This is a genomic window from Leptolyngbya sp. 7M (genome assembly GCF_018128485.1).
Genome location: NZ_CP070897.1, coordinates 1180551 through 1200353, shown reverse-complemented (window position 1 = coordinate 1200353; position 19803 = coordinate 1180551). Strand labels below are relative to the sequence as shown.

Here is a 19803-nt window from a genome sequence, read left to right as displayed (position 1 = left end):
TTACTTAAAGTTGCGTCGTCTGAAGATCAGGATAGCCATAACGATCAGTATCGAGTTGAAAACGATCGCATAAACAGCGGCCCCCATGAACATTCCTGTCGGCGGCGTTTCACCATAAGCGGCATTTGTTACAAACGTGAAATGAGAAGTCATTCGGTTTTTCTGTCTTTTTTGTGACTTATTTCTTACCTGATGGATAAGCTTGAAAACAAAGGCTTTGTCTATGAGTGTGAAAGATTCGTTTTGGATCCCTTCGAAAGAACACTCTTGATCGAGGGGCAATCGGTCCATCTTCCTGCCAAGGAGTTCGAGACACTTCTCTTTTTGGTCGAGCATAACGGTCAGGCTCTATCAAAGGAGGAGATACTAGCAGCGATCTGGCCTGATACTTTTGTCGAGGAAGGCAATCTCACGAAACAGATATCGCGGCTTCGCAAGGTGTTGAACACCAGCGAGCAGCAGTTTATAGAAACGATACCAAAGCATGGTTACCGGTTTACGGCAGATCTGCATCGCAAGCAGTTGGTTCAGAAAACGCCTGAAATCCTGATGCCGGTAACCGAACCTGTGCAGTTGCTTGACCAAGAAACAGCGCAGGACATCGTCCGGCATCCTGTTATTGGTCGTAAACTGTCAATGCGATATCTTTTAGCCAGTTTATTGCTCATTGCCGTATTTGGTTTTGCTGCAGCTATTGCTTGGATCACCATGCATCCGACACGATCAGACAGAGTTTCTAGGCCGAGGTCGATCGCCGTTCTCCCTTTCAAATCTGTAGCTGCGGACTTCCACGATGACAATCTGAGGCTTGGCCTGACCGATGGTTTGATCACAAAACTCAGTGGGATCAAACAGATCGTAGTGCGGCCAACGAATGCAGTGCTCAAATACGAAACAAGTGATCTGTTAGTGGCCGGTCGTGAACTTGCGGTGGATGCTGTTCTCGACGGAAACGTTCAGCGGATCGGTCAGAAGATTCGTGTAACAGTGCAGTTAGTGAGTGTTAGAGATGGTTCGCTGCTTTGGGGCGGAGCTTTTGACGAAGAATTTACCGACGTTTTCCGTGTTCAAGACGCGATCGTTGAGCAAGCCGTGTCCGCATTGGCATTGCAGCTGACCGGTGAAGATCGGCGCCAGATAACAAAAGATTATACGGCTAATCCGGAGGCCCATTACGCGTATGTTCGCGGACGAGTCTTTTGGAACAAACGGACCATAGAGGATTTTCGCGAAGCGATCAAGCATTTTAATCAGGCGATCGAAAAAGATCCGAATTACGCCCTCGCTTATTCGGGCCTTGCGGATTCTTACAGTCTGCTTGCCGATTATCGCGGGGCCCCCACGGACGAAGCCTACTCAAAGGCAGAAGCCGCGGCATTAAAAGCCCTTGAGCTGGACAATGATCTGGCCCAAGCGCACACATCGCTTGCGTATGTAAGGATGTATCATTCCTGGAACTGGAAAGAAGCCGAAAGTCGCTTTCGAAAGGCGATCGCTTTAAGCCCAAACTACGCAACCGCTCATCAGTGGTACTCGGAATTTCTGACCGCAATGGGGCGCTTTGACGAAGCTTTGGTCGAGATCAGAAGAGCGAAGGAGATCGATCCGCTTGCGCCGATAATAAACGCGGGCGAGGTTTGGGTGCTTTATTACGCTCGCCGCTACGATGAAGCAATAGAAAATGGTAAGCGGCTCGCTGAAACTAATCCTCAGTTTGCCGAAGTATATGAATATTTGAAACGGTGCTACGACCAAAAAGGAATGTATCGTGAGGCTATCGCGGCACGTCAAATGCGGCGAAAACTTGCCGATCTCGACCCTATCGAAACACCACCGATTAAACGCGCCGCTGCTGCTTCATCGCCGTACGATTATTGGCGTAACAGACTTGACCAGGAATATGCTGATGCCAGAAACGAACCTCCAGCTAACTTTGATATGGCCGAGATATACGCCCAGATGGGCGAAAAGGATAAGGCTTTTGAATGGCTCGAAAAGGCATTGAAAGAAAAAAACTATTTGATGGTGTATCTGAAAGTCGCACCAAATCTTGATCCGATCAGGTCGGATGAGAGATTTGTGCGATTATTGCAGCTCACCAGGCTGGCCTTTTGAGTAAGGCTTTATAGATTCTTCTATTTCGCCCGGGACATAATGACAAGTTCTGGCTTCATCGCTTCTATGGATACTTGACGGGCGACCTCTTCCGCGACCTTGCGGAATGCGGCCGCCTGCGGCGAATCGGGAAACGTCGCGACGACGGGCGTGCCTTTGTCGCCGCCTTCGCGGACTTCCATTCCGAGAGGAACTTCGCCGAGGAAATTCAGATCGTATTCGTCGCACAGCTTTTGCCCGCCGCCTTTGCCAAAGATCTCGTATTTGTTGCCGGTGTCTGGTGCGATGAAATACGACATATTCTCGATCACGCCGAGGACCGGCACGTTGACCGTTTCAAACATCTTCACTGCACGGCGAACATCCGAAAGTGAAACTTCCTGTGGCGTTGTAACCAGAACGGCGCCTTGCACCGGCACGAGCTGCGCCAAACTTAATTGCACATCGCCGGTTCCGGGCGGCATATCGACGATCAGATAATCGAGCTCGCCCCAATTTACATCGCTCAAAAACTGACGCACGACGCCGTGAAGCATCGGCCCGCGAAGGATCATCGGTTTGTCAGGCGGCACGAGCACCGCCATCGATATCATCTTGATGCCGTGCGCTTCGATAGGTTTTAGCTGTCCATCGATGACCTCAGGCTGGTCGTAGCCGGTGCCGAGCATGAGCGGGACGTTTGGGCCGTAAACATCGGCGTCCATAATGCCGACCTTCGCGCCGTCAGCTGCGAGTGCGACCGCGAGATTGACCGCGACCGTCGATTTGCCGACGCCGCCTTTGCCGGATGAGACGGCAATGATGTTCTTCACGCCGGGTATCGCGACGTTATTCGCGATGCCACGGCCCTGCGGCACTTCGGCGTCCATAGTTACCTTGACGGACGTAACGCCTTCAAGCCCGGAGACTATGGCGTGAGCCTCGGTTTCCATCTGCTCCTTGACCGGGCAGGCTGGCGTCGTCAATACGATACGGAAAGAGACATCACCGCCTTCGATAGCAACATCGCGGACAAACCCAAGGGTGACGATGTCCTTTCGCAGGTCGGGGTCAATGATCTGTTTAAGAGAATCCAATACTTGCTGTTCGGAAATTTGACTCATTGTTTATCCGGTTTCTGATAACCTTCTTAAAAAGTTATTCTATCAAATTCGGATATGGGATTGTCCAAGCCAAAACTCTTTGCAACCCTTTGTAATGAGGCCCAGGCTTGCCGCATCTGTCCGGAGCTTGCTGACAAGACAGCGGTTTTGAGCAAGTATAACGGCATACTTGAGCCGCGAGTGATGTTTATTGCTGAGGCTCCGGGGCGGCAAGGAGCTGACCGCACTCGGCGGCCATTCTACGGCGACAAGTCGGGTGAGAACTTTCAAGTATTGCTTGATTCTATAGGTTTGACACGGGATGAGATATTTATCACGAATGCGGTAATGTGCAGCCCCCGAACCGCGACCGACGCCAACCGTAAGCCTACGCGGAGGGAGATAAAGAATTGTTCAGCGTTTCTTAGACGGACCGTTGAGTTGATAGACTCGCCCATTATCGCGACCTTGGGCGGCGTCGCACTTGACGCGATCAGATCCATTGAGCCGCATTCCCTAAAGCTTGCAACCGATGTCGGGCGGCCGATTAGATGGTTTGGCCGTACGCTCGTTCCACTATATCATCCAAGCCCGCAGGTGATCGCGGCCCAACGTGGACTCGGTCTTCAGCTCAAGCATTTCGAGCGGCTCGCCGAACTTATATAATAGAAACGAATGGATATCGAGGTCTATAAACATATCCGCTCGGGTGGAACAGGGTTTCACGAGCAAGAACGGGGGTTGATTGCCGTCTGGGGAAGGGAAGCGGTGCAGTTCCTCGACGGAATGATCACGAACGATGTGAAGACGCTAGGTGACGGGCATCAGATGCTCGCCGCGTTCCCGAATGCTCAGGGGCGGCTGCTTGCAGTAGTACGTGTTCTTCGACAAGGTGACCGGTTTCTGATCGAGACCGAAGAAGCCACGAGAGAGAAGGTTTATCAAAATCTGTTTCGATTCACATTCGCTGGTGATTTTTTTGTCGAAGATCTAGCGGAAGGTTATCGATTTGCTGACGTATTCGATCGGAACACTGATGTGCCGGATGGTGCTATTACCTTTAATGGACTCGGATTCGAGACTATCGCTACACCGAGTGATAGCTGGGAGGCTTTCATTTCTGCTCTTGTTGAAGCGGGTGGACGAGTTATTCCCGAAAACGTTTATGAGGTGTTGCGAATAGAAGCCGGTATTCCAAAATACGGGATTGATATGGACGAGACCACCGTCGTGCCGGAGCTCGGTCTTGATGGTTTGATCTCGTATAACAAAGGCTGCTACATAGGGCAGGAGATAATCGCCCGCATCCACTTCCGTGGGCATGTAGCGAAACAATTGACCGGACTAATTTCCAAAGGCACCGTCGAGACCGGCAATGAATTGACATCGACCGAAGGTAAACCTGCGGGCAGGATAACGTCGGTAGCATACTCGCCAAAGCTCGAGATGACGATAGCACTGGCATACGTTCGTTACGATTTCCTTGCCGTTGGCACCAATCTCGCGTCCGGCGATGTTGTGCTCGAAGTGTCGTCGCTGCCTCTTATTGCTTGATAAAAAATGGGCGGCCTACTGCATCGCCGGCCGCCTCGACGTTCGCTTAGATTCAGATATTGTTATTCTTCGATGGTTACTGTCTGATTTCCGAGATTACTCTTTGTTTCCTGCTTGACCAACCCGACGCCGGGAGCATACCAATTGGTTATTCGTAAATTGCCCGCCTCAATTCCGCGACCAGTTACCGTTACATTGATCTTGGTTGTGTTCTCTATCCTGATGGTTTTATAGTCTTTGCCGCCAATATTCAGCGGCTCATCAATAGCGGCAACCTTGCTCTTTACGCTGACCTTTCCTTTGCCGTTGGCCTTGAGGCCACCTGCCGTAACGTTCGCGTTTACATCATAGCTCGATTCAAATTCCTTCCCGACTGAGATCTCACGCGGCAGTGTTATTCCGCTGCTGCTAAGCGTATCAACCGTAAAGCTTGTGTTGTCGCCCATTCCCGTGTTCGTGAAAACAGCATTCCGAATGCCTTCGGGCTCACATACCCAATTATTGACGATCTCAAGCCCGTAGCTGAAATTGCGTTTTTCACTGAACCCTTTTTCTGTTATCTCGGAATGACTTAGCGTATATGTGCCGGCACCGGCACCGGTAACCTTGTATTGAGTCTGCTTCTCCGCAGAGATCGGGTAATACTCCAAACTACACGGCGAATTCACCCCAACATCTTTATCTTTGACCGGGTCACTCTCAGGTTCTTTTTTGAGCGTATTAGAGGCGGCATCGGAAGAATTCACCGCAGTGTTACCGGCATTTGATTCGGTTCTGTCACATGCCGAAAAGCCGAGAGCAAAAAATATGGTCATCACCGATAGAAACGCGAGCCATATGCCGCGATACTTCATGGAACAAAAAAATAATGCCATCAAATCCTCCTTTAGGCTTAACTTTGATCTGATTGTTAGAAGAAATGTTGTGGGTAAACCAATCAATAGAATGGCACAGCCTACGGAGTTTGCTCAAAGGTAAATAGCCGAAATATATCTCAATGAAGTAAAATCCGGCGTATGGATAAAGATATCGATCTGCCGAATGCGAAGCTGGCTTATACGATCATCCAGTCGCTGCTGGAGGCGAATGAGGCATTGAGCGATCTGCTGGTGGTTGCGGCGCATGCCTTGGACGAGGACGTGACGAAGGCCCTGACGATGACCAACGAGTGGCAGAAGTACCTCGAGTCAAAGCGAAATATCGAAAACACGAAGCTGCAGGTCGAAAAATTTACTGAGAATCTCAAGAAACTTGAAGCGGGTTCAAGTCCAGCCGACAGCTTATAGCTATCAGCTGGTAGCTCTTCGTAATATGTACGATCTGATAATAATCGGTGCTGGGCCGGCTGGTATATCAGCGGCTTACGAGTCAAAGTGTGCGGAGCTCTCGTATGTTGTCTTCGAAAAGGGGCTGATCGGTAATACCATCTACAATTATCCGGTCGGGCTAACGGTTTTCTCGACGGTAAATGAACTTGAGTTCAACGCAGGGGACCTGAAACCGGCTCGTGAAAAGCCGACCCGTGAGGAATTGCTTTCGTATTATGTAAGATTTGTTCTGGATAATGAGTTGAATATACGGACTGAAGAGACAGTAATAGAGGTTCATAAGGATGAGCTTCCAGCGGAAATGAAAAACAGCAAAGGCGGCTTGCCAACCTTCACGGTCGTAACGGAAAGAGGCGAGTATAAGGCCCGTAATGTCCTTTTTGCCATCGGGGCGATGGATCATCCGCGGAGACTGAATGTACCGGGCGAAGATCTGCCAAAAGTTTACGACCATTTTCGTGAAACATATCCGTGGGTTAAGAAGAAAGCTTTAATTGTCGGTGGCGGAAATTCGGCTGGTGAGGCTGCATTGTTCCTCGCGCAGGAAGGTGCTGAGACAACACTCGCGATCTTTCGCAAAGATTGGGAAAACACTGACCCGAAACAGGGTTGTATAAAGTATTGGGTAAAACAGCCGCTCGAAGAGGAGCTCAAGCAGCATTGCCTCAATCTCTTTTTCCTCGGCAAGGTGATCGAGATCCGCGAGAACGAGGTAGAGCTTGAGAGCGAGTCTGGCGAGCGAATCTCGCTGGAGAACGATGTAGTGTTTGTCTTGATAGGGTCGGATGCAGACCTATCGATATTGAAGCAACTTGGGGTTGAGACCGAGATGGGGAAATATGGTGAGGTGCCGATATACGACAAGGAAACTTATGAGACGAACATGTCCGGCATCTTTGTTGCGGGACATTTTACTAATGAAAGGCACATTAAAAGCGCGATAGAGGTTCCTCGGAAGATCATTCCTTTGATTGCTGAGCGTGTTTGTCCCCAAAAGGAAAATGCTGCCGCGTAAGAATGGTAATAAAGACCGATGTTTTGAACTGTTCTTCATCGACTTTTCACGTTCTCCGCGGCATTTGTTATTCTAACGTCCGGCTGCTAGCAATTGACCAATGAGGATTATCTTTTCCAGTTTCATATTGGTTTTTGCCACGGATTCTGTATCGACCACATTGAGATTTTCGACCATAGGGTCGGTCAGTAGAGAATAGATCGCTGAGCACAGCATACGCATTTGAAGCCGAGTTTCCGATGGAATTTTCTCTTCCTCAGACTCTTTTTGTTGAGGTTTTGAGGCTGGCAAGGCGAGATTTGTCCTCAAACGTCGTGCTGCCTTTATCACCGCTTCGGATGTCTCATTTATAAACTCCCGAGGGAGCTCAGAGCGGTCAGAAAGACGAAGTATCATCAAATTGTAATTGTCCTGTAGAGTTTCCAGGTCCGCTTTTGTTTCTGATCTGATCCGTACTGCTTTTTCTAGTTCTTCTTTGCTCGGAGCCTTTTTACGCAGCTCGCGGTTCATCTCATCATGTGTGGCTTTTTCACCCTGCCTATTGAATTCATCAATGCGACGGCCTACGGCAGAAGCGGCACGGCTGGACTGCGAAGCCGACTCAGCTACAAACACCAAGATCAGAGCAAACACCAAGAGAATGGAGTTTTTCTGACATATAGCGGCACGATCGTTTCTCATATCTCTCCTTAAATAAAAATAGAGAAATTGGAATAGTATTGAGCGTTTAGTGAAGCATACTCCTGATCAATGAGGAGTGCAAGAATATTATTTTCTGCTCAAATTAAAAATGGCCCGCGCATTTAGTATGTGTGGGCCATTCAAAGCGAAAGATGGCTTTATCTATGACCGTCTTTCCCGGAAAGATTGTTGTTAGTTGCGGTGAGTACAAGATCGTTGATGTCCGAAGATACCTGGATAGTTACCGCATTGAACTCCAATCCTTTTGCAAAAACGTTCAACTGGTAAGACGCTCCGCTCGGAATTCCGGTAAAGGTAAAGTAACCAAAGTTATTGGTTGTTACAGATTGTATGACAGGTGTACCTAGCGTCGGAGGCGTAGAGATAGTTACTATTGCGCCCCGCACGGCTTGGCCGTTGGAAGCAAATACTCGGCCTCCGACCGAGACGTTTGATGCTGAGGCAGCAACCTCGACAGCTCCGATATCAACACTCGTTCCCTGCGGACGTGAAATGCCCCGTTGATCTGTGGTCAAGTTGATTGGAAGGTTGTTTGCGGAACATGATGCGTCAAGTACACAATTTTGCCCACCGTTAATTGCCGGAGAACCGGGCTGAGGAACGAATGTCTGCCCAAAACCACCGTTATCACCCAAGGTGCCGAGCATTGGGGTTGTGTTCAGAAGATCTGATCCCACCCAGCCCGTACTGGTGCCGACCGCACCGATTATATTATTTCCCTGCGATTGAAGTCCGTTAGCCGAATTGCTGACGTCGGGTGATGGTCCTGTATTGCCGGCGATTATCGAATTTCTGATAAATCCATTGACGTTCGTGGTAGATCTGTGTATGCCACCTCCGTTCGTTGCCGATGTATTGCCGGAGACGGTTGAATTGGTCATATTGAATAGGCTGCCATTGGTTACGATAGCGCCGCCGCCGGTTGTGCCCTGTGAAGTGTTGCCGGCGAATGTTGAATTCGCAATGATCACCGAACCATTCGCCTGCATAGCTCCTCCGCCACCAGTTGCACTTGTGTTGCCTGAAACTGTCGAACTGTAAAGCCGGAATGTGCTCGTTGAGAAATTTTGCATTGCCCCGCCGGAGGAGGTCGAGCTGTTGTTTGATATTATGCAGTTGAAGATTGTCAGGTCGGCGTTTACAACAGGATTGGGACTAGCTGACGCCGCATTATTGATCGCACCACCGTTTGCAGCCGTATTGTTCGTGAGTATCGAATTTCTGATCGTGAGCGTTCCGCCGACGTTGTAGATCGCACCGCCTCGACCAGTATTTGTTGCACCAACACCGTTTCCGCGCGTGAAGCGAATACCTTCAATTGTGGCATTAACATTTGCTCCGGTTACCAATATCCTGCTTGCCTGATTTCCGTCCAGAGTCAACAAATTAGCCCCGGGACCAATGATCGTCAGCGCACCGTTCGAGCCAATAATGATCTCAGTTCCTGACAAAACTATGGTCTGCGGCGTGTTGAAAAGGCTTGAGAACACAATGATGTCATCGCCGGCTGCAGCGTTTGCGGCAGCCACCGCTTCCCTAAAGGAGCAATCAGCATCACAAACACCGTCGTTGGTGTCGGCGACCTTTGTAACAGTGAATGTAGCGGAAAATGTCGCGACTGTCGCCATCAGGCAGAGACAGAGCAGCGGAAAGACTCTACGAACAAAATTCATTATTTTCCTCCTTATTTCCAATAAATGTGATCCTCCGGCAGATGCTGATATCTGACGACGAAGTTAAATAAGCCGCGTGCGTGCCGTAGGAGGCAGGCGCGGCGCACAAATGTGAACTCAAATTTGCCTGAATAATAAAGGAATTAGGAGCAAAAAGTAAAGGAACTAAGTTTCGTTGGATGACCTAACTCGGCGGGCGACACCGGAGGAATAGGCCGAGTCTTCGACTCGGGCTGCGACTGCTTCGCCAACGCGTCGGTCGAATACAGAAGGAATTATATAATCCGGATGAAGCTCATCATCTCCGATGAGATCGGCAATAGCACTTGCAGCGGCAAGCTTCATCGACTCATTTATTCTCGACGCACGGCAGTTAAGTGCGCCGCGAAAGATTCCTGGAAAGCAAAGGACGTTGTTTATTTGATTGGGATAATCGCTTCGTCCGGTAGCCATAACTGCCGCAAGCCCGACGGCATCCTCGGGCATTATCTCCGGAACGGGATTTGCCATCGCGAACACTATCGGGTCGGTGGCCATATTCTTAAGATCCTCAGGACCAATGACGCCAGGTACCGAAAGCCCAAAGAAAACATCAGCGTTTTTTATAACATCGTGGATACTACCTTTTTCTTTCAGGGGATTAGTGTTGCGAGCATACCAATCCTTCACCCAATTCATATTCTCGGTGCGGCCCTTGTAGATCGCACCGGTTTGATCACAGCCGACGATGTTCTTCACACCTGCAGCCATTACGATCTTCGAGCAGGCAACTCCCGCAGCCCCAACACCATTGACGACCACCTTGATATCTTCCATCCGCTTGCCGACGATTTTCAGGGCATTTATCAGCGCAGCTAGAACAACCACTGCGGTGCCATGCTGGTCATCGTGAAAGACTGGAATATCGAGTTCTCCCGTTGTTATTCGTCGTTCCGTAATCGTAGTTTAGCTTGAGCAGGCCCTGGTTTGTCGCCGAACTTCCGAGGCCGATCTGTGTCGGCTGCAATCGCGAGTTGAACACCGTGTTCTCAAACCTGCTGTTCCCGAGCTTCATGCTCGCGACCGCACCCGCCGCCGCGTAAACAAAATTGCTCGCATAATTGCGGACAGGGGTGTCCGCGTTCCGTCCGCTCTGCACCTGTGCAAGATCGCCGCTGGCGTCTAAAACATTCTTCACAACACGCCCGCTCGGATACGTCTGCTCGATCAAAGCGCCGGAGAGGTTGTAGGTGTAGGTCATCCATTTCGGCGGATCGGTTCCGCCACCGTATTCAACTCCATCTGTCGTCTGCTTGCTCCGCGTCACACGCCCTAAGATGTCGAACGACGTCCCAATGAATCAAGATGTAGCTTTCGTATCCTCACTCAGGTAAACGAATGTTGATGTCAAAATTGATTACTGAATTCTCCGAATTGGGATTTCCAGTATTGATGACACGTTCCTGGTTCTTATCCAGTAGGTCAACCTCGGGTGACGAGGGGTTTCTAACGATAAGTCTGTAACTTCCATCGCCGACGAGAATTTTGTAGTTCCCGTCAACGTCAACGTTCGTCCCCACAAAACAAGATGCACAATCGGTCTTCTGAAAGATAATGGTTTCACTCGTAGCGGGTGCCTGCCCAATATCCCGAAGATTCAGGATGAATGCCTTTCCTTTGATCAACACGAGTCGCTTCGGAGCATCGCCGCTCGCGGCAGCTGCGGAAGGGCATCTAGCCGAATTTGCCGGCCAGAAAAATCCGAGCAGAGCAAGTAATCCCAAGATCATCATTTTCATTCTTTTTACCTCTTAACATTGTCTTGAACCCAGAGAATCATTCTACTCATTTCAACTTCGAGTCCATCAGTTCCACGTAACGGCCCCCCAAATGGAGGTCGAATCGGATATCCGAATCTCAGATACACCGTTGAGCCAACATGTAACCTGCGAGCTTGGTATTCCCCCCTAAGTGGAAGACCTAGGGCTAGTCTTATCTCATTAATCGGATTATCAACCGGTCCGCGCACTCCAGGGACTGTTGGATCCGGTTTATACGTTGGATAAAAATGAGAGACTTCATGTGCAAAGACCAGATTCAAGAATGATGCCTTTACATCATCACCACCTCGCACATGAACATCGTCACCAAAGTCTAATCTAATGTTGATAGCAGAGATCGTCACGGTTGACCCATCAGCTTGACTTACGGCAACACCACGTCTGGTACCAGAATCACCAAAGGCAACAGCGTTGTTATTGTTTGTTATCTCTACTGTGAAAAGCTTAGAAGGATCATCAGAATTTATCGCGTCAGTCAGGAACTGGGTCGCCTTAACGACGGCTTCATCTAAACCAGAAGTATCGACAGCTAAATATCCATCTGCATCTATCGTGACACAATTCTCACATCCATAGGTAAAATTGACCCGCCTAAGAAACTCGCTACGATCGTCATCGTTTGTAATGTAGCCTACGTAGATCCTCTCGCCAAAAGGATCCACGTAATACAACGGGTTATTTCTAGCGTAAACGTAAAGATTCCAACTTTGGGTGTCCGACGTTCGTGTATCATTCAGGAAATTATCTGGTGTTTGAAATCTTCCAAGGTAAAACCCATAATATCGAGCACCAGCATAGTCTAATGCAATCTCTGTATCCCGTTGGTATGAGGTGAATTTTTGGCGGATGGTGTCGGTGGTGTAGCCGAGGCTCTGTGTCCTCTGTGGTGAAGAGATCTCTTCGCCATATGGCATGAAATCGCGGCGGGATGAGACTTGGCCGTTTTGGTTGGTGATGACTCGAGGGCTTCCGAGATGATCTTTGGTCAGGTATTTTGTCTGCGGAGTCTGTGAAAGTTGGGTTGAGTATTCGGCAACGAGCTTGCCGGCGGAATAGACAAACACGGTCGTCTCGGTGTCGGTGACTTTCTTGACCCTGCGGCCTTCACCGTCGTAGTAATAGCGACCGATGGTTACGCCGTCGCGTTTTACTTCCGATTGTTTGTTGTCACCGTTGAAGATGAACTGACGCGGGAGCGATGTCATTTCATCAATGTCCTCAACGATATTGCCGTTTGCATCGTAGCCGAAATCGGTGCTTGTGAAACGGTTTGTGTTCGCGTTTACAGCCGGTGTCGTGTTCTTCGTAACCCCGCCGATGTCCTGTGCGAACGAGAGATCGTATCGATTGCAATCACACTCTAACTGAAGAGTTTGATATTCGTCTTACATTCTCTTTCACTACCTTGTTATGAAAATCTGTCGAAGCGTCGACCGCAAACCCGTTCAAAAGGAAAGCAGTAATTTATCGTTGTGCTTCCCAACCATTTCTACGACCCAAGTATTGCGATTGCTATTTAAAACTATGGCATTTAGATAATCTCTCAAGGTGTGGTTTGAACCACTTAAATCAGCGTTGTCGTTCAGACGAATCGAATTTGATGAAGGTTCATTCATAAAAGTCGCGTACTCGACTCTTTTCGACTTCATGAGGAGAACCACTTCTGGTAGAGATAAGATACATTTTCTTACGTTGAATTCGTTTGTTTCTTTAATCACACACTTTCGCTCAATATGTAACCCGAGAAACAATGAAAGAAACTCACTTTTATCGCCTGTTGGAAAAACGTTCAAAACGCCATCGTTGATTTCCCAGTTGTAGGCTGGTTCTTGCTCAAAAAGTAAGTTAAGAGCCTCGATCAATGGCTTTTCTCGAATATCGATGTTTATTTTAGCATCATCCATATGTCTGGAAGATTTTTCTAGACCCAAAGGCAGTTTGTACCTCTGAGCTAACGTGCCAAGTGCGTATACGAATGTTGCCTGAGAGGCCTGAAGGGTTACCCTCTGTTTTAATAGATTCTCTGTATTTTCTTGGCAGAATATGTTCAGCGTAAAAATCACCGATATTACTGCTAGAATAACGCTATTTGCCAAATGTCTCATGATTCTTCTCTTCCTCCAATAAAGAACTACTACTGATTAAGCATTTTGGGTTCTAGACTTTTGGGGGGATCAGGGGCTCTTACAACTGTGACCTTAGCGGGTGAAACGGTCACTACTGTATTTAGCCCATTTCCATTCAGATCAGTATTCAGCTTTCCATCTCTTCCAACATTAGTGATCGTACGTTCCGTTATTACATTGTAAATTCCGCCGTCAGACGTCTTTACGGTTAGTGTTTGTTCGGTAGTCGATGTAAAAGGAGTTGAGTTAAAGAACTCCGTCACGCCAGGGACATCGTCTTCGGTGGTTTCAGTTTGAGGAGTATTGGTGATTTCACCCTTACCAACGATATCTCGTGTTTCACCTGATTCACCTAAAGGAACCGCTCCTTTATTTTCAGTTATGCTTCCTGACCCTGCTTTTCTGACATTTGATTCGCTCACAGTTGCACCCGATAGCGGTCTTCCTTCAGCATCTGTAAGTTTTATTGTGATGATTGCCCCAACGCCAGAAAAATACTGATTCTTTTTTCCATCGCTGATTTTTTCGTTTATATAGACCTTAGTTTCAGGAACCGTAATCTCGACCTTAACGGGTGTTCCCGCCTGCAGGCCCGTGGGGTCGGTCAAGATCAACGGGCGGTTCATTGTGTAGGCGTAGCGGTTGAAGGTTTGGGGGTTTGCGGATTTGCCGGAGGCCAGGAGTGGATCGACGGCGGTGAAGCGGCCGTGGTTGTTGTAGTAATAGCGGGCTTCGGCAAAGTCGAGCCCGGTTTCCTCGTCGCGTTCGTAGCCGGTGAATTTCTGGCGGACATTGTCGCCGACGCCGTATTTATGCGTCGCGGTTCGGTGGTTTGTGTCGGGAGCGATCTCCTCGCCGAACGGCATAAAGTCACGCCGCGAGATTATCACGCCGTTCTCGTTGGTCAGCACTCTCGGTGAGCCAAGCGGGTCGGTCGCGGTGTAGTGAACCATCGGACTCTGCGTCGGGCCGTCAGTCGAGTATTCGCCGATCAATTTCGCAAACCCGTCATACACAAAAACAACCGTCTCCGAAGCCGTTATCTTCTTTATCCGCTTCGCATTGCCGTCATAGACGTACTCGCCGACGATATTATTATACTGATCCCGAACCTGCACCTGCTTGTTATCGCCATTAAACACAAACTGCCGCCCGTGTGCATCGACGATCAAGTTGCCAACCGCATCAAACTGATAATTCGCCGTGTTAGAAAACCTATTCGTTGCCGCATCAACCGCGGGAAGCGTGACTTCGTTGATCTGTTTCGCCTGTCCCTGAACCGTCTCCGAATGAGAAGTCCTGTTGCCGTATCGGTCATAGCCGAACGTCTGTATCCACGTCTGACCGCCGTTTACCGTCTCCTTCGCCTCGGTAATTCGATCCAGCGAATCGTATTTGTAACGCTGAACAAACGGATTTGCTAAACCGTTAAAACTGATCGTTTGCCTGACGATGTTCCCGGCGTTCTTCGTCACGTCAACATTCCCGTCGGTACCAAACTCACCATACTCATAGGTCAAATGCATCAACCCGCCATTCGTCGGCGAATTGCCCATCTTGAGTTCCAATACCTGATTCCGGCTATTCATCACCGCACTTTCCCAAAGCCCGTTTCCAAGCTGAAGATGCTGTATTACACCTGAAGGCGTGTACGCAAAATGCTTGGCGTAATTGTGGAAACCAAAATTCGCGTTTCGCTTGCTCTGGATCATCGAGATGTCGCCGTTTGCGTCGAGCACGTTCTTCACCACCCGCCCGCTCGGATATGTCTGTTCGATAAGGGCACCCGCCAGATTATACTTATACTCTGATGGATAAACCGCACCATCGGTTCGCTGCTCGCTCTTTTCAAGCCGGCCCGCGAGGTCGTATTCAGTATAACGCGTCTCGGAAACAGACGAAGCGATCTTTGTCACACGGCCTTTGGAATAAGGCACCTGAGAGTCGTCGTAGGTGTACGTAACTGTCGGGGTCGAATCGGAATATGAGCGCGTGAGTTGGCGGTTTAGGGCGTCGTAGGTGCTGGTGATAACGACGTTGTTCGCATCCCGCGAGGTCAGAAGATTTCCGTTGTTGTCATAAGTAAACCCGATCGTCCAGCTATTGTTGTCCGGGTTGCCCGAAGTGTTCAAAGCGGTGTTTACCGTCTGCTCCGGCTGCCGCACACGCAAAAGCCGCCCAAGCGAGTCATACATAAAATACCGGTTCTGAACCCCTTGCTGCACTCTCACCATTTTACCAAGCGTATTGTAACTGTAATACGTCGGCTGAACGGGATTCGAGACCGGACCGAGATTCCCCGCCGCATCCGGCTCATCGACCCGAATAAGCTGCCCCAACGCATTCGTGATCGAACGGCGTTTCTTTCCAGCCTGATCCGTCACAAGCGTGCGATTGGCGTCGATGTCGGTGCGGACAATTCCAGTAGAGTTTGCGTTATTGCCGCCAAACGCAACCGGCAGAGCGGCCCCCGCAAACGTCTCAACCTCTGATCTGCGGCCATTGCTCCACGCGGTCGAGAGCGTCCAGCCCATTGTGGGGTCCGTTTCGCTCGTTGAGTAATTCGCTCTAAACGGATTTGAAGTCAACTGATACGTGTAGCCCGAAACGGTCTTATACCGCGTCTCTACCTTTATGCCGTGCTGTTCATTGTATGGGTCTTCCGATTGCGGGTCTTCCAGCGTACGTGCGAGGCGCACCCGCCCCAACTGATCATAATGCTGTATCGACACCTTTCGCCCATCGCCCAGCGCTTCGACATCTGAGCGCACCACGACACGACGATGCACGTCGCTGTATTCAGTCCGCGTCCACGACTCAAGCGGGGTATTTGCAGCAGCTCTGACCTTTGTCGGCCTTCCAAGCGCATCGTATTCAGTGACGGTCGAAACGCCATTGTCAATATCCATCGTCGAAGTCACCAGCCCCGTATAAAAATCATACTGAGTCGCTGTAGTCCTCGCTATGTTTGTACCATAGGCCGTCACGGTCTGCGTAGGATAAAGATCGTAAACCGGCCCGTTCGGACTTTGTATTGCCCCGTATGAGAACTGTGTAACATTGCCGTTGGCGTCGGTCGTCGTCAAAGGCATCCCGTATTGATTATATGTGACAGACGTGGTGATCGAGTTCGTGCTCGTTAAAGGATTACTATACGCCCGATACTGGCCGCCTTTGTATGAATCCCAGACCTTTGTAAGCGTCGCGTTACCACCTTTTGTGTTGCTCGAATCGTAATCAGTGTAGTCGTAGGTCATTTCCGAGCGCGACCTCGGATTTAATGAACTATCAAGCATCTCGACAGATTTCACCAGCCCAAGTAAACGCTTGCTTGACGAAAGGTGATAGCTATCAGGATCGTTATAAATTGTCGATGAGGCATGAGGTGTGGGGTTATAATACTCTGTTTTAGTCACACGCTTTAAGATAGCATCGCCCGGAATACCAGTTATCCGGCCGTATTGATCGCGCGGAACGCTCGAATACGGGACCCAATCGTACTCCCTGACTTCGAGGATGTTGCCGTTCTTGTCGTTATCGAAGTCCTTAATCGCGGTCAAGACAAAATCGCCCGACGCATTGCGAATCGATGTGAAACTTGTCTTAATATATGGATTGTTAGGCTTACCGGAACAAGAATTGTTCCCCTGCCCACACGCGACGGGTGTATTTCGCCCCCAGATATTTTCGACCATCGAACCATTTGAGCTTACGGTCTTGTATACTAATCCTGCATCCCAGCTTTCGGACTGCACATCCTGATACCAAGTCGTGGTCAAACTTCCATCGGGAGAATAAACCGATGAGAGCGTGGGGGAAGTGCTATAAGTCCACGTCTCTGTTGTCTGGCTGCCGAATCCGTCGTGTTCATTCAAATATTGAACGACCTTTGCCACTGGAGAATTTCGCAGTATACCATCTGGCAACTCAGGCTCTTCAGCAGAGCCTCTCCCGTCCATTAGATACGCATATCCTATCGTAGCCCCGCTCGGTAACTCAACACCATTTATCTCCCCCCCAACCCTCGGATTCCTCCATTGGATCAGCAAAATCAGGAGCATTATAAGAGAAAACATATGACCGTCCGCCAAGTTGTTGAGGCTGTACAATCTCATCGACAACCGGAATGGTCTCCTCAAGAGGAACATTCCATTCGATCTCTGGGCAGTCAGGATAGCAGGCAATATAGTGTTTCCTGACCCCAATGTTCTTCCATTTGATGGTCCAGATAAGTTCTTCACCGTCAAAGCCTTTTGAGGTTATCAGGCTGTCCCCTAGCTGGTTATGTGTCAAAGTTATAGACCTCCCGAATTCATCCGTGACCGCGTTTCCCGACAGTACCACATAGTTGCCGTTTCGATCGTAAACACGTTGAGGCTCAGAATTGCTATTTACCACCCGACCGCCGTCGGGGAGATACAATATCCAGTCATTTACAGTTGTCGTTTCAAGACGAAGAAAACTGCCATCAACGCTGTAGTAGACTGGCCGGGAGGTCTGAGTGGGCATTCCGCCGCAGTTCTCGACGGTCCCGTTGATGTCGACCCTGTAGTAGCGGTCGAATAGCGCATCCGAATGGCCGTAGGGTATCATCTCCTTCGAGCTTCCGTCAGGGAACACAACTCTTAGCTTATGAATCCAAGTCAGCTCCGTCCAATAGGTCCCAGGAACTCCCATTGAAGTGCGGCAATTGGGAGGATTCAGCCCATACTTGTTCCGGCGATCCTCAAATTCAAGCCGGAATACAGTCCCCAATTGCCAGCCGCCTTTTGCGCTCGGCATGACAACCGTCTTGTTGTAATGGGGACAGTTTATTGGGCCCTCTGGCTCACCCGGATCGCACGGTTTTGTCTCATCTCGTATTCTTAAGGTCCTGGTCTCCCAAAGCTTGCTATTATAGAAGAGATTAAACCTCGCCCCAGTATGTCCACGTCCGGCCGGAAGCCCTCCAAACATAAAATTGAACATCAGGTTTCCATTCGTCGTGTTTATCGTCTCGAAATCGCTTATCGCATATGCATTCCCCAATTTTGAGCCTCGCTCGGGTTGGACCTGATCCGCCTGACCGAGAACCGATGCGAAAAGGAAGACTGTAAGGAGATTGAATGCGACCAAAGCTCGAATGGTGGCATCAAATCTACCCAAGTGACTTGTGATAAGCTCCGATTTCGCTATTTTACACATATTTAGATCTCCGATGTCATACATAAAAACCCATAAAATGCTGAGACAAACACCTCAGGTCTGAACTCCCTACTCTTTAATCTCGGTTATCTCCTGTAAAACGCCGGTACTGGAATGTCTCCACTTGACCCCCATTGGACTTGGCGGAGTTCGTCTTGAGTGCCAAGTTTTGTTGATTGGCGGATGTACCAGGTGCCGTTTGAGTCTCGCCAGACGGCGATATCGACAATTCCGTCTCCGTCGTAATCGTTCGGGACGGGGATGTCGCCGGAGTTCTGCCACGCGGTGCTCGACGTCTGAGTGTGAGCGGCGTTCATGATGACCCAGCTATTGCCATTCAGCAGAGCGAAGTTCGCCTTGCCGTCGCCGTCGTAATCTGCCGAGACCGGCGTGCCGCTTGTGCCCATCCCGACGCTAATCGTCGTGCTCTGCGAACTCAGATATGAGAAGAACATTGTGTTCGAAGCCCTGAAGACGGCAAGATCGGCCCTTCCGTCTCCGTCATAGTCTGCCGGTACGGGGACATCCGTGTTCAGGCCGTATTGATAGCTGTTAACCTGCGAGTCCGAGCTTTTCAGCACATACCAGTAACCGAGCCCTGCCTGAGCATCCGGCCTGAAAACCGCGATATCCGTTCTGCCGTCGCCGTCATAATCCGCAACTACCGGCTGATCGCCGCTTGTGCCAAAGTTCGTCGCATAATAGGTGCTGTCGGATGATTTGAAGATCCACCATTCCCCCTGGCTCGGCCTGAATATCGCAAAGTCCGTCTTGCCGTCGCTGTCGAAATCGCCCGGGATAGGCACATCCCCTGCCATTCCCCATTGAAATGTGACAGCTTGCGAACCCGACCCGCCGAGCACCCACCAGACACCCGTTGAAGACCGCCACACCGCGAGATCAGCAGGAGGTGCGACATTGGCCCCGGCGTCTTCGACGGCCAACAGACGCGAGCCTGCATAAATATATTCTTTCGCAAGCTGTGGGGTAGGCGTCGGCAATGGGCTTGTGACGAAAGGATTGATCCTGGAAAGTGCTGAGCGGTCCTTCGCCTTCAAAGCATTCTGCTTCGCGGCATCCTGCTCCAGATATTTCAAACCGGCCCCTAACACGCCGAGCGATAGCACGAATACGGCAATAGCCGCCCAAAAATGATCTCTAAGATATTCGGTCACTTGATTGCTCCTGGCTTTATGGTCTTTTG

The 19803-nt window shown here is 49.8% G+C and carries 18 protein-coding genes; 5 read left to right on the top strand and 13 right to left on the bottom strand.

All coding sequences use genetic code 11. From position 1 onward, the window contains the following. A complete protein-coding gene (locus tag JVX88_RS05730; RefSeq protein WP_211626373.1) occupies positions 1–153 on the bottom strand; it encodes a hypothetical protein in 153 nt (50 codons plus the stop codon). Between the two features lie 39 nt (positions 154–192). On the opposite strand from JVX88_RS05730, the gene JVX88_RS05725 reads away from it, so the two are divergent. Continuing rightward, positions 193–2115: a winged helix-turn-helix domain-containing protein gene (locus tag JVX88_RS05725; RefSeq protein ID WP_211626372.1), complete on the top strand. Its 1923-nt coding sequence runs from the start codon at positions 193–195 to the stop codon at positions 2113–2115. Positions 2116–2135: 20 nt separating this feature from the next. Here the strand turns inward: JVX88_RS05725 and apbC are convergent, their stop codons facing one another. Beyond that, entirely contained in the window at positions 2136–3218 is a 1083-nt protein-coding gene (gene apbC, locus JVX88_RS05720; RefSeq protein ID WP_211626371.1) for an iron-sulfur cluster carrier protein ApbC, read from the bottom strand. A 54-nt stretch (positions 3219–3272) separates the two neighbouring features. Between apbC and JVX88_RS05715 the strand changes: the two genes are divergently transcribed. Together JVX88_RS05715 and JVX88_RS05710 are read left to right on the top strand one after the other, a co-directional pair. Beyond that, positions 3273–3863, top strand: a complete 591-nt coding sequence (locus JVX88_RS05715; protein ID WP_211626370.1) for a uracil-DNA glycosylase — start codon at positions 3273–3275, stop codon at positions 3861–3863. 9 nt (positions 3864–3872) lie between these two features. Further along, a complete protein-coding gene (locus tag JVX88_RS05710; RefSeq protein ID WP_211626369.1) occupies positions 3873–4751 on the top strand; it encodes a YgfZ/GcvT domain-containing protein in 879 nt (292 codons plus the stop codon). A 62-nt stretch (positions 4752–4813) separates the two neighbouring features. Here JVX88_RS05710 and JVX88_RS05705 read toward each other — a convergent pair whose 3' ends face one another. Next, positions 4814–5626 (bottom strand): hypothetical protein, encoded by an 813-nt coding sequence (locus tag JVX88_RS05705; protein ID WP_211626368.1) that lies wholly within the window; start codon positions 5624–5626, stop codon positions 4814–4816. Positions 5627–5767: 141 nt separating this feature from the next. Here JVX88_RS05705 and JVX88_RS05700 point away from each other — a divergent pair, with 141 nt between their 5' ends. Next, a complete protein-coding gene (locus JVX88_RS05700; protein ID WP_211626367.1) occupies positions 5768–6037 on the top strand; it encodes a hypothetical protein in 270 nt (89 codons plus the stop codon). Between the two features lie 25 nt (positions 6038–6062). After that, the gene (locus JVX88_RS05695; RefSeq protein ID WP_211626366.1) at positions 6063–7094 is read left to right on the top strand and encodes an NAD(P)-binding domain-containing protein; all 1032 of its coding nucleotides are present in this window, start codon (positions 6063–6065) and stop codon (positions 7092–7094) included. A gap of 72 nt (positions 7095–7166) precedes the next feature. Here JVX88_RS05695 and JVX88_RS05690 read toward each other — a convergent pair whose 3' ends face one another. The 10 genes from JVX88_RS05690 to JVX88_RS05645 form a co-directional block, all read right to left on the bottom strand. Continuing rightward, positions 7167–7775 (bottom strand): hypothetical protein, encoded by a 609-nt coding sequence (locus JVX88_RS05690; RefSeq protein ID WP_211626365.1) that lies wholly within the window; start codon positions 7773–7775, stop codon positions 7167–7169. Between the two features lie 158 nt (positions 7776–7933). Next, complete coding sequence (locus tag JVX88_RS05685; protein ID WP_211626364.1) at positions 7934–9469, bottom strand: carboxypeptidase-like regulatory domain-containing protein; 1536 nt, start codon at positions 9467–9469, stop codon at positions 7934–7936. A gap of 165 nt (positions 9470–9634) precedes the next feature. Continuing rightward, positions 9635–10336, bottom strand: a complete 702-nt coding sequence (locus JVX88_RS05680) for an NADP-dependent malic enzyme (protein WP_263975473.1) — start codon at positions 10334–10336, stop codon at positions 9635–9637. A 16-nt stretch (positions 10337–10352) separates the two neighbouring features. After that, positions 10353–10775 (bottom strand): hypothetical protein, encoded by a 423-nt coding sequence (locus tag JVX88_RS05675; RefSeq protein WP_211626363.1) that lies wholly within the window; start codon positions 10773–10775, stop codon positions 10353–10355. A 55-nt stretch (positions 10776–10830) separates the two neighbouring features. After that, positions 10831–11247: a hypothetical protein gene (locus JVX88_RS05670; RefSeq protein ID WP_211626362.1), complete on the bottom strand. Its 417-nt coding sequence runs from the start codon at positions 11245–11247 to the stop codon at positions 10831–10833. A gap of 5 nt (positions 11248–11252) precedes the next feature. Next, complete coding sequence (locus JVX88_RS05665; RefSeq protein ID WP_211626361.1) at positions 11253–12494, bottom strand: RHS repeat domain-containing protein; 1242 nt, start codon at positions 12492–12494, stop codon at positions 11253–11255. A gap of 240 nt (positions 12495–12734) precedes the next feature. Then, a complete protein-coding gene (locus JVX88_RS05660) occupies positions 12735–13394 on the bottom strand; it encodes a hypothetical protein (protein ID WP_211626360.1) in 660 nt (219 codons plus the stop codon). Between the two features lie 29 nt (positions 13395–13423). After that, complete coding sequence (locus JVX88_RS05655) at positions 13424–17491, bottom strand: RHS repeat domain-containing protein (protein ID WP_211626359.1); 4068 nt, start codon at positions 17489–17491, stop codon at positions 13424–13426. Continuing rightward, positions 17412–18599, bottom strand: coding sequence for a hypothetical protein (locus JVX88_RS05650; protein WP_211626358.1), 1188 nt, complete (start codon positions 18597–18599; stop codon positions 17412–17414). Before JVX88_RS05650 ends, JVX88_RS05655 begins: the two co-directional genes overlap by 80 nt. An 86-nt stretch (positions 18600–18685) precedes the next feature. Continuing rightward, complete coding sequence (locus JVX88_RS05645) at positions 18686–19774, bottom strand: FG-GAP repeat domain-containing protein (protein ID WP_211626357.1); 1089 nt, start codon at positions 19772–19774, stop codon at positions 18686–18688. Between the last annotated feature and the right edge of the window lie 29 nt (positions 19775–19803).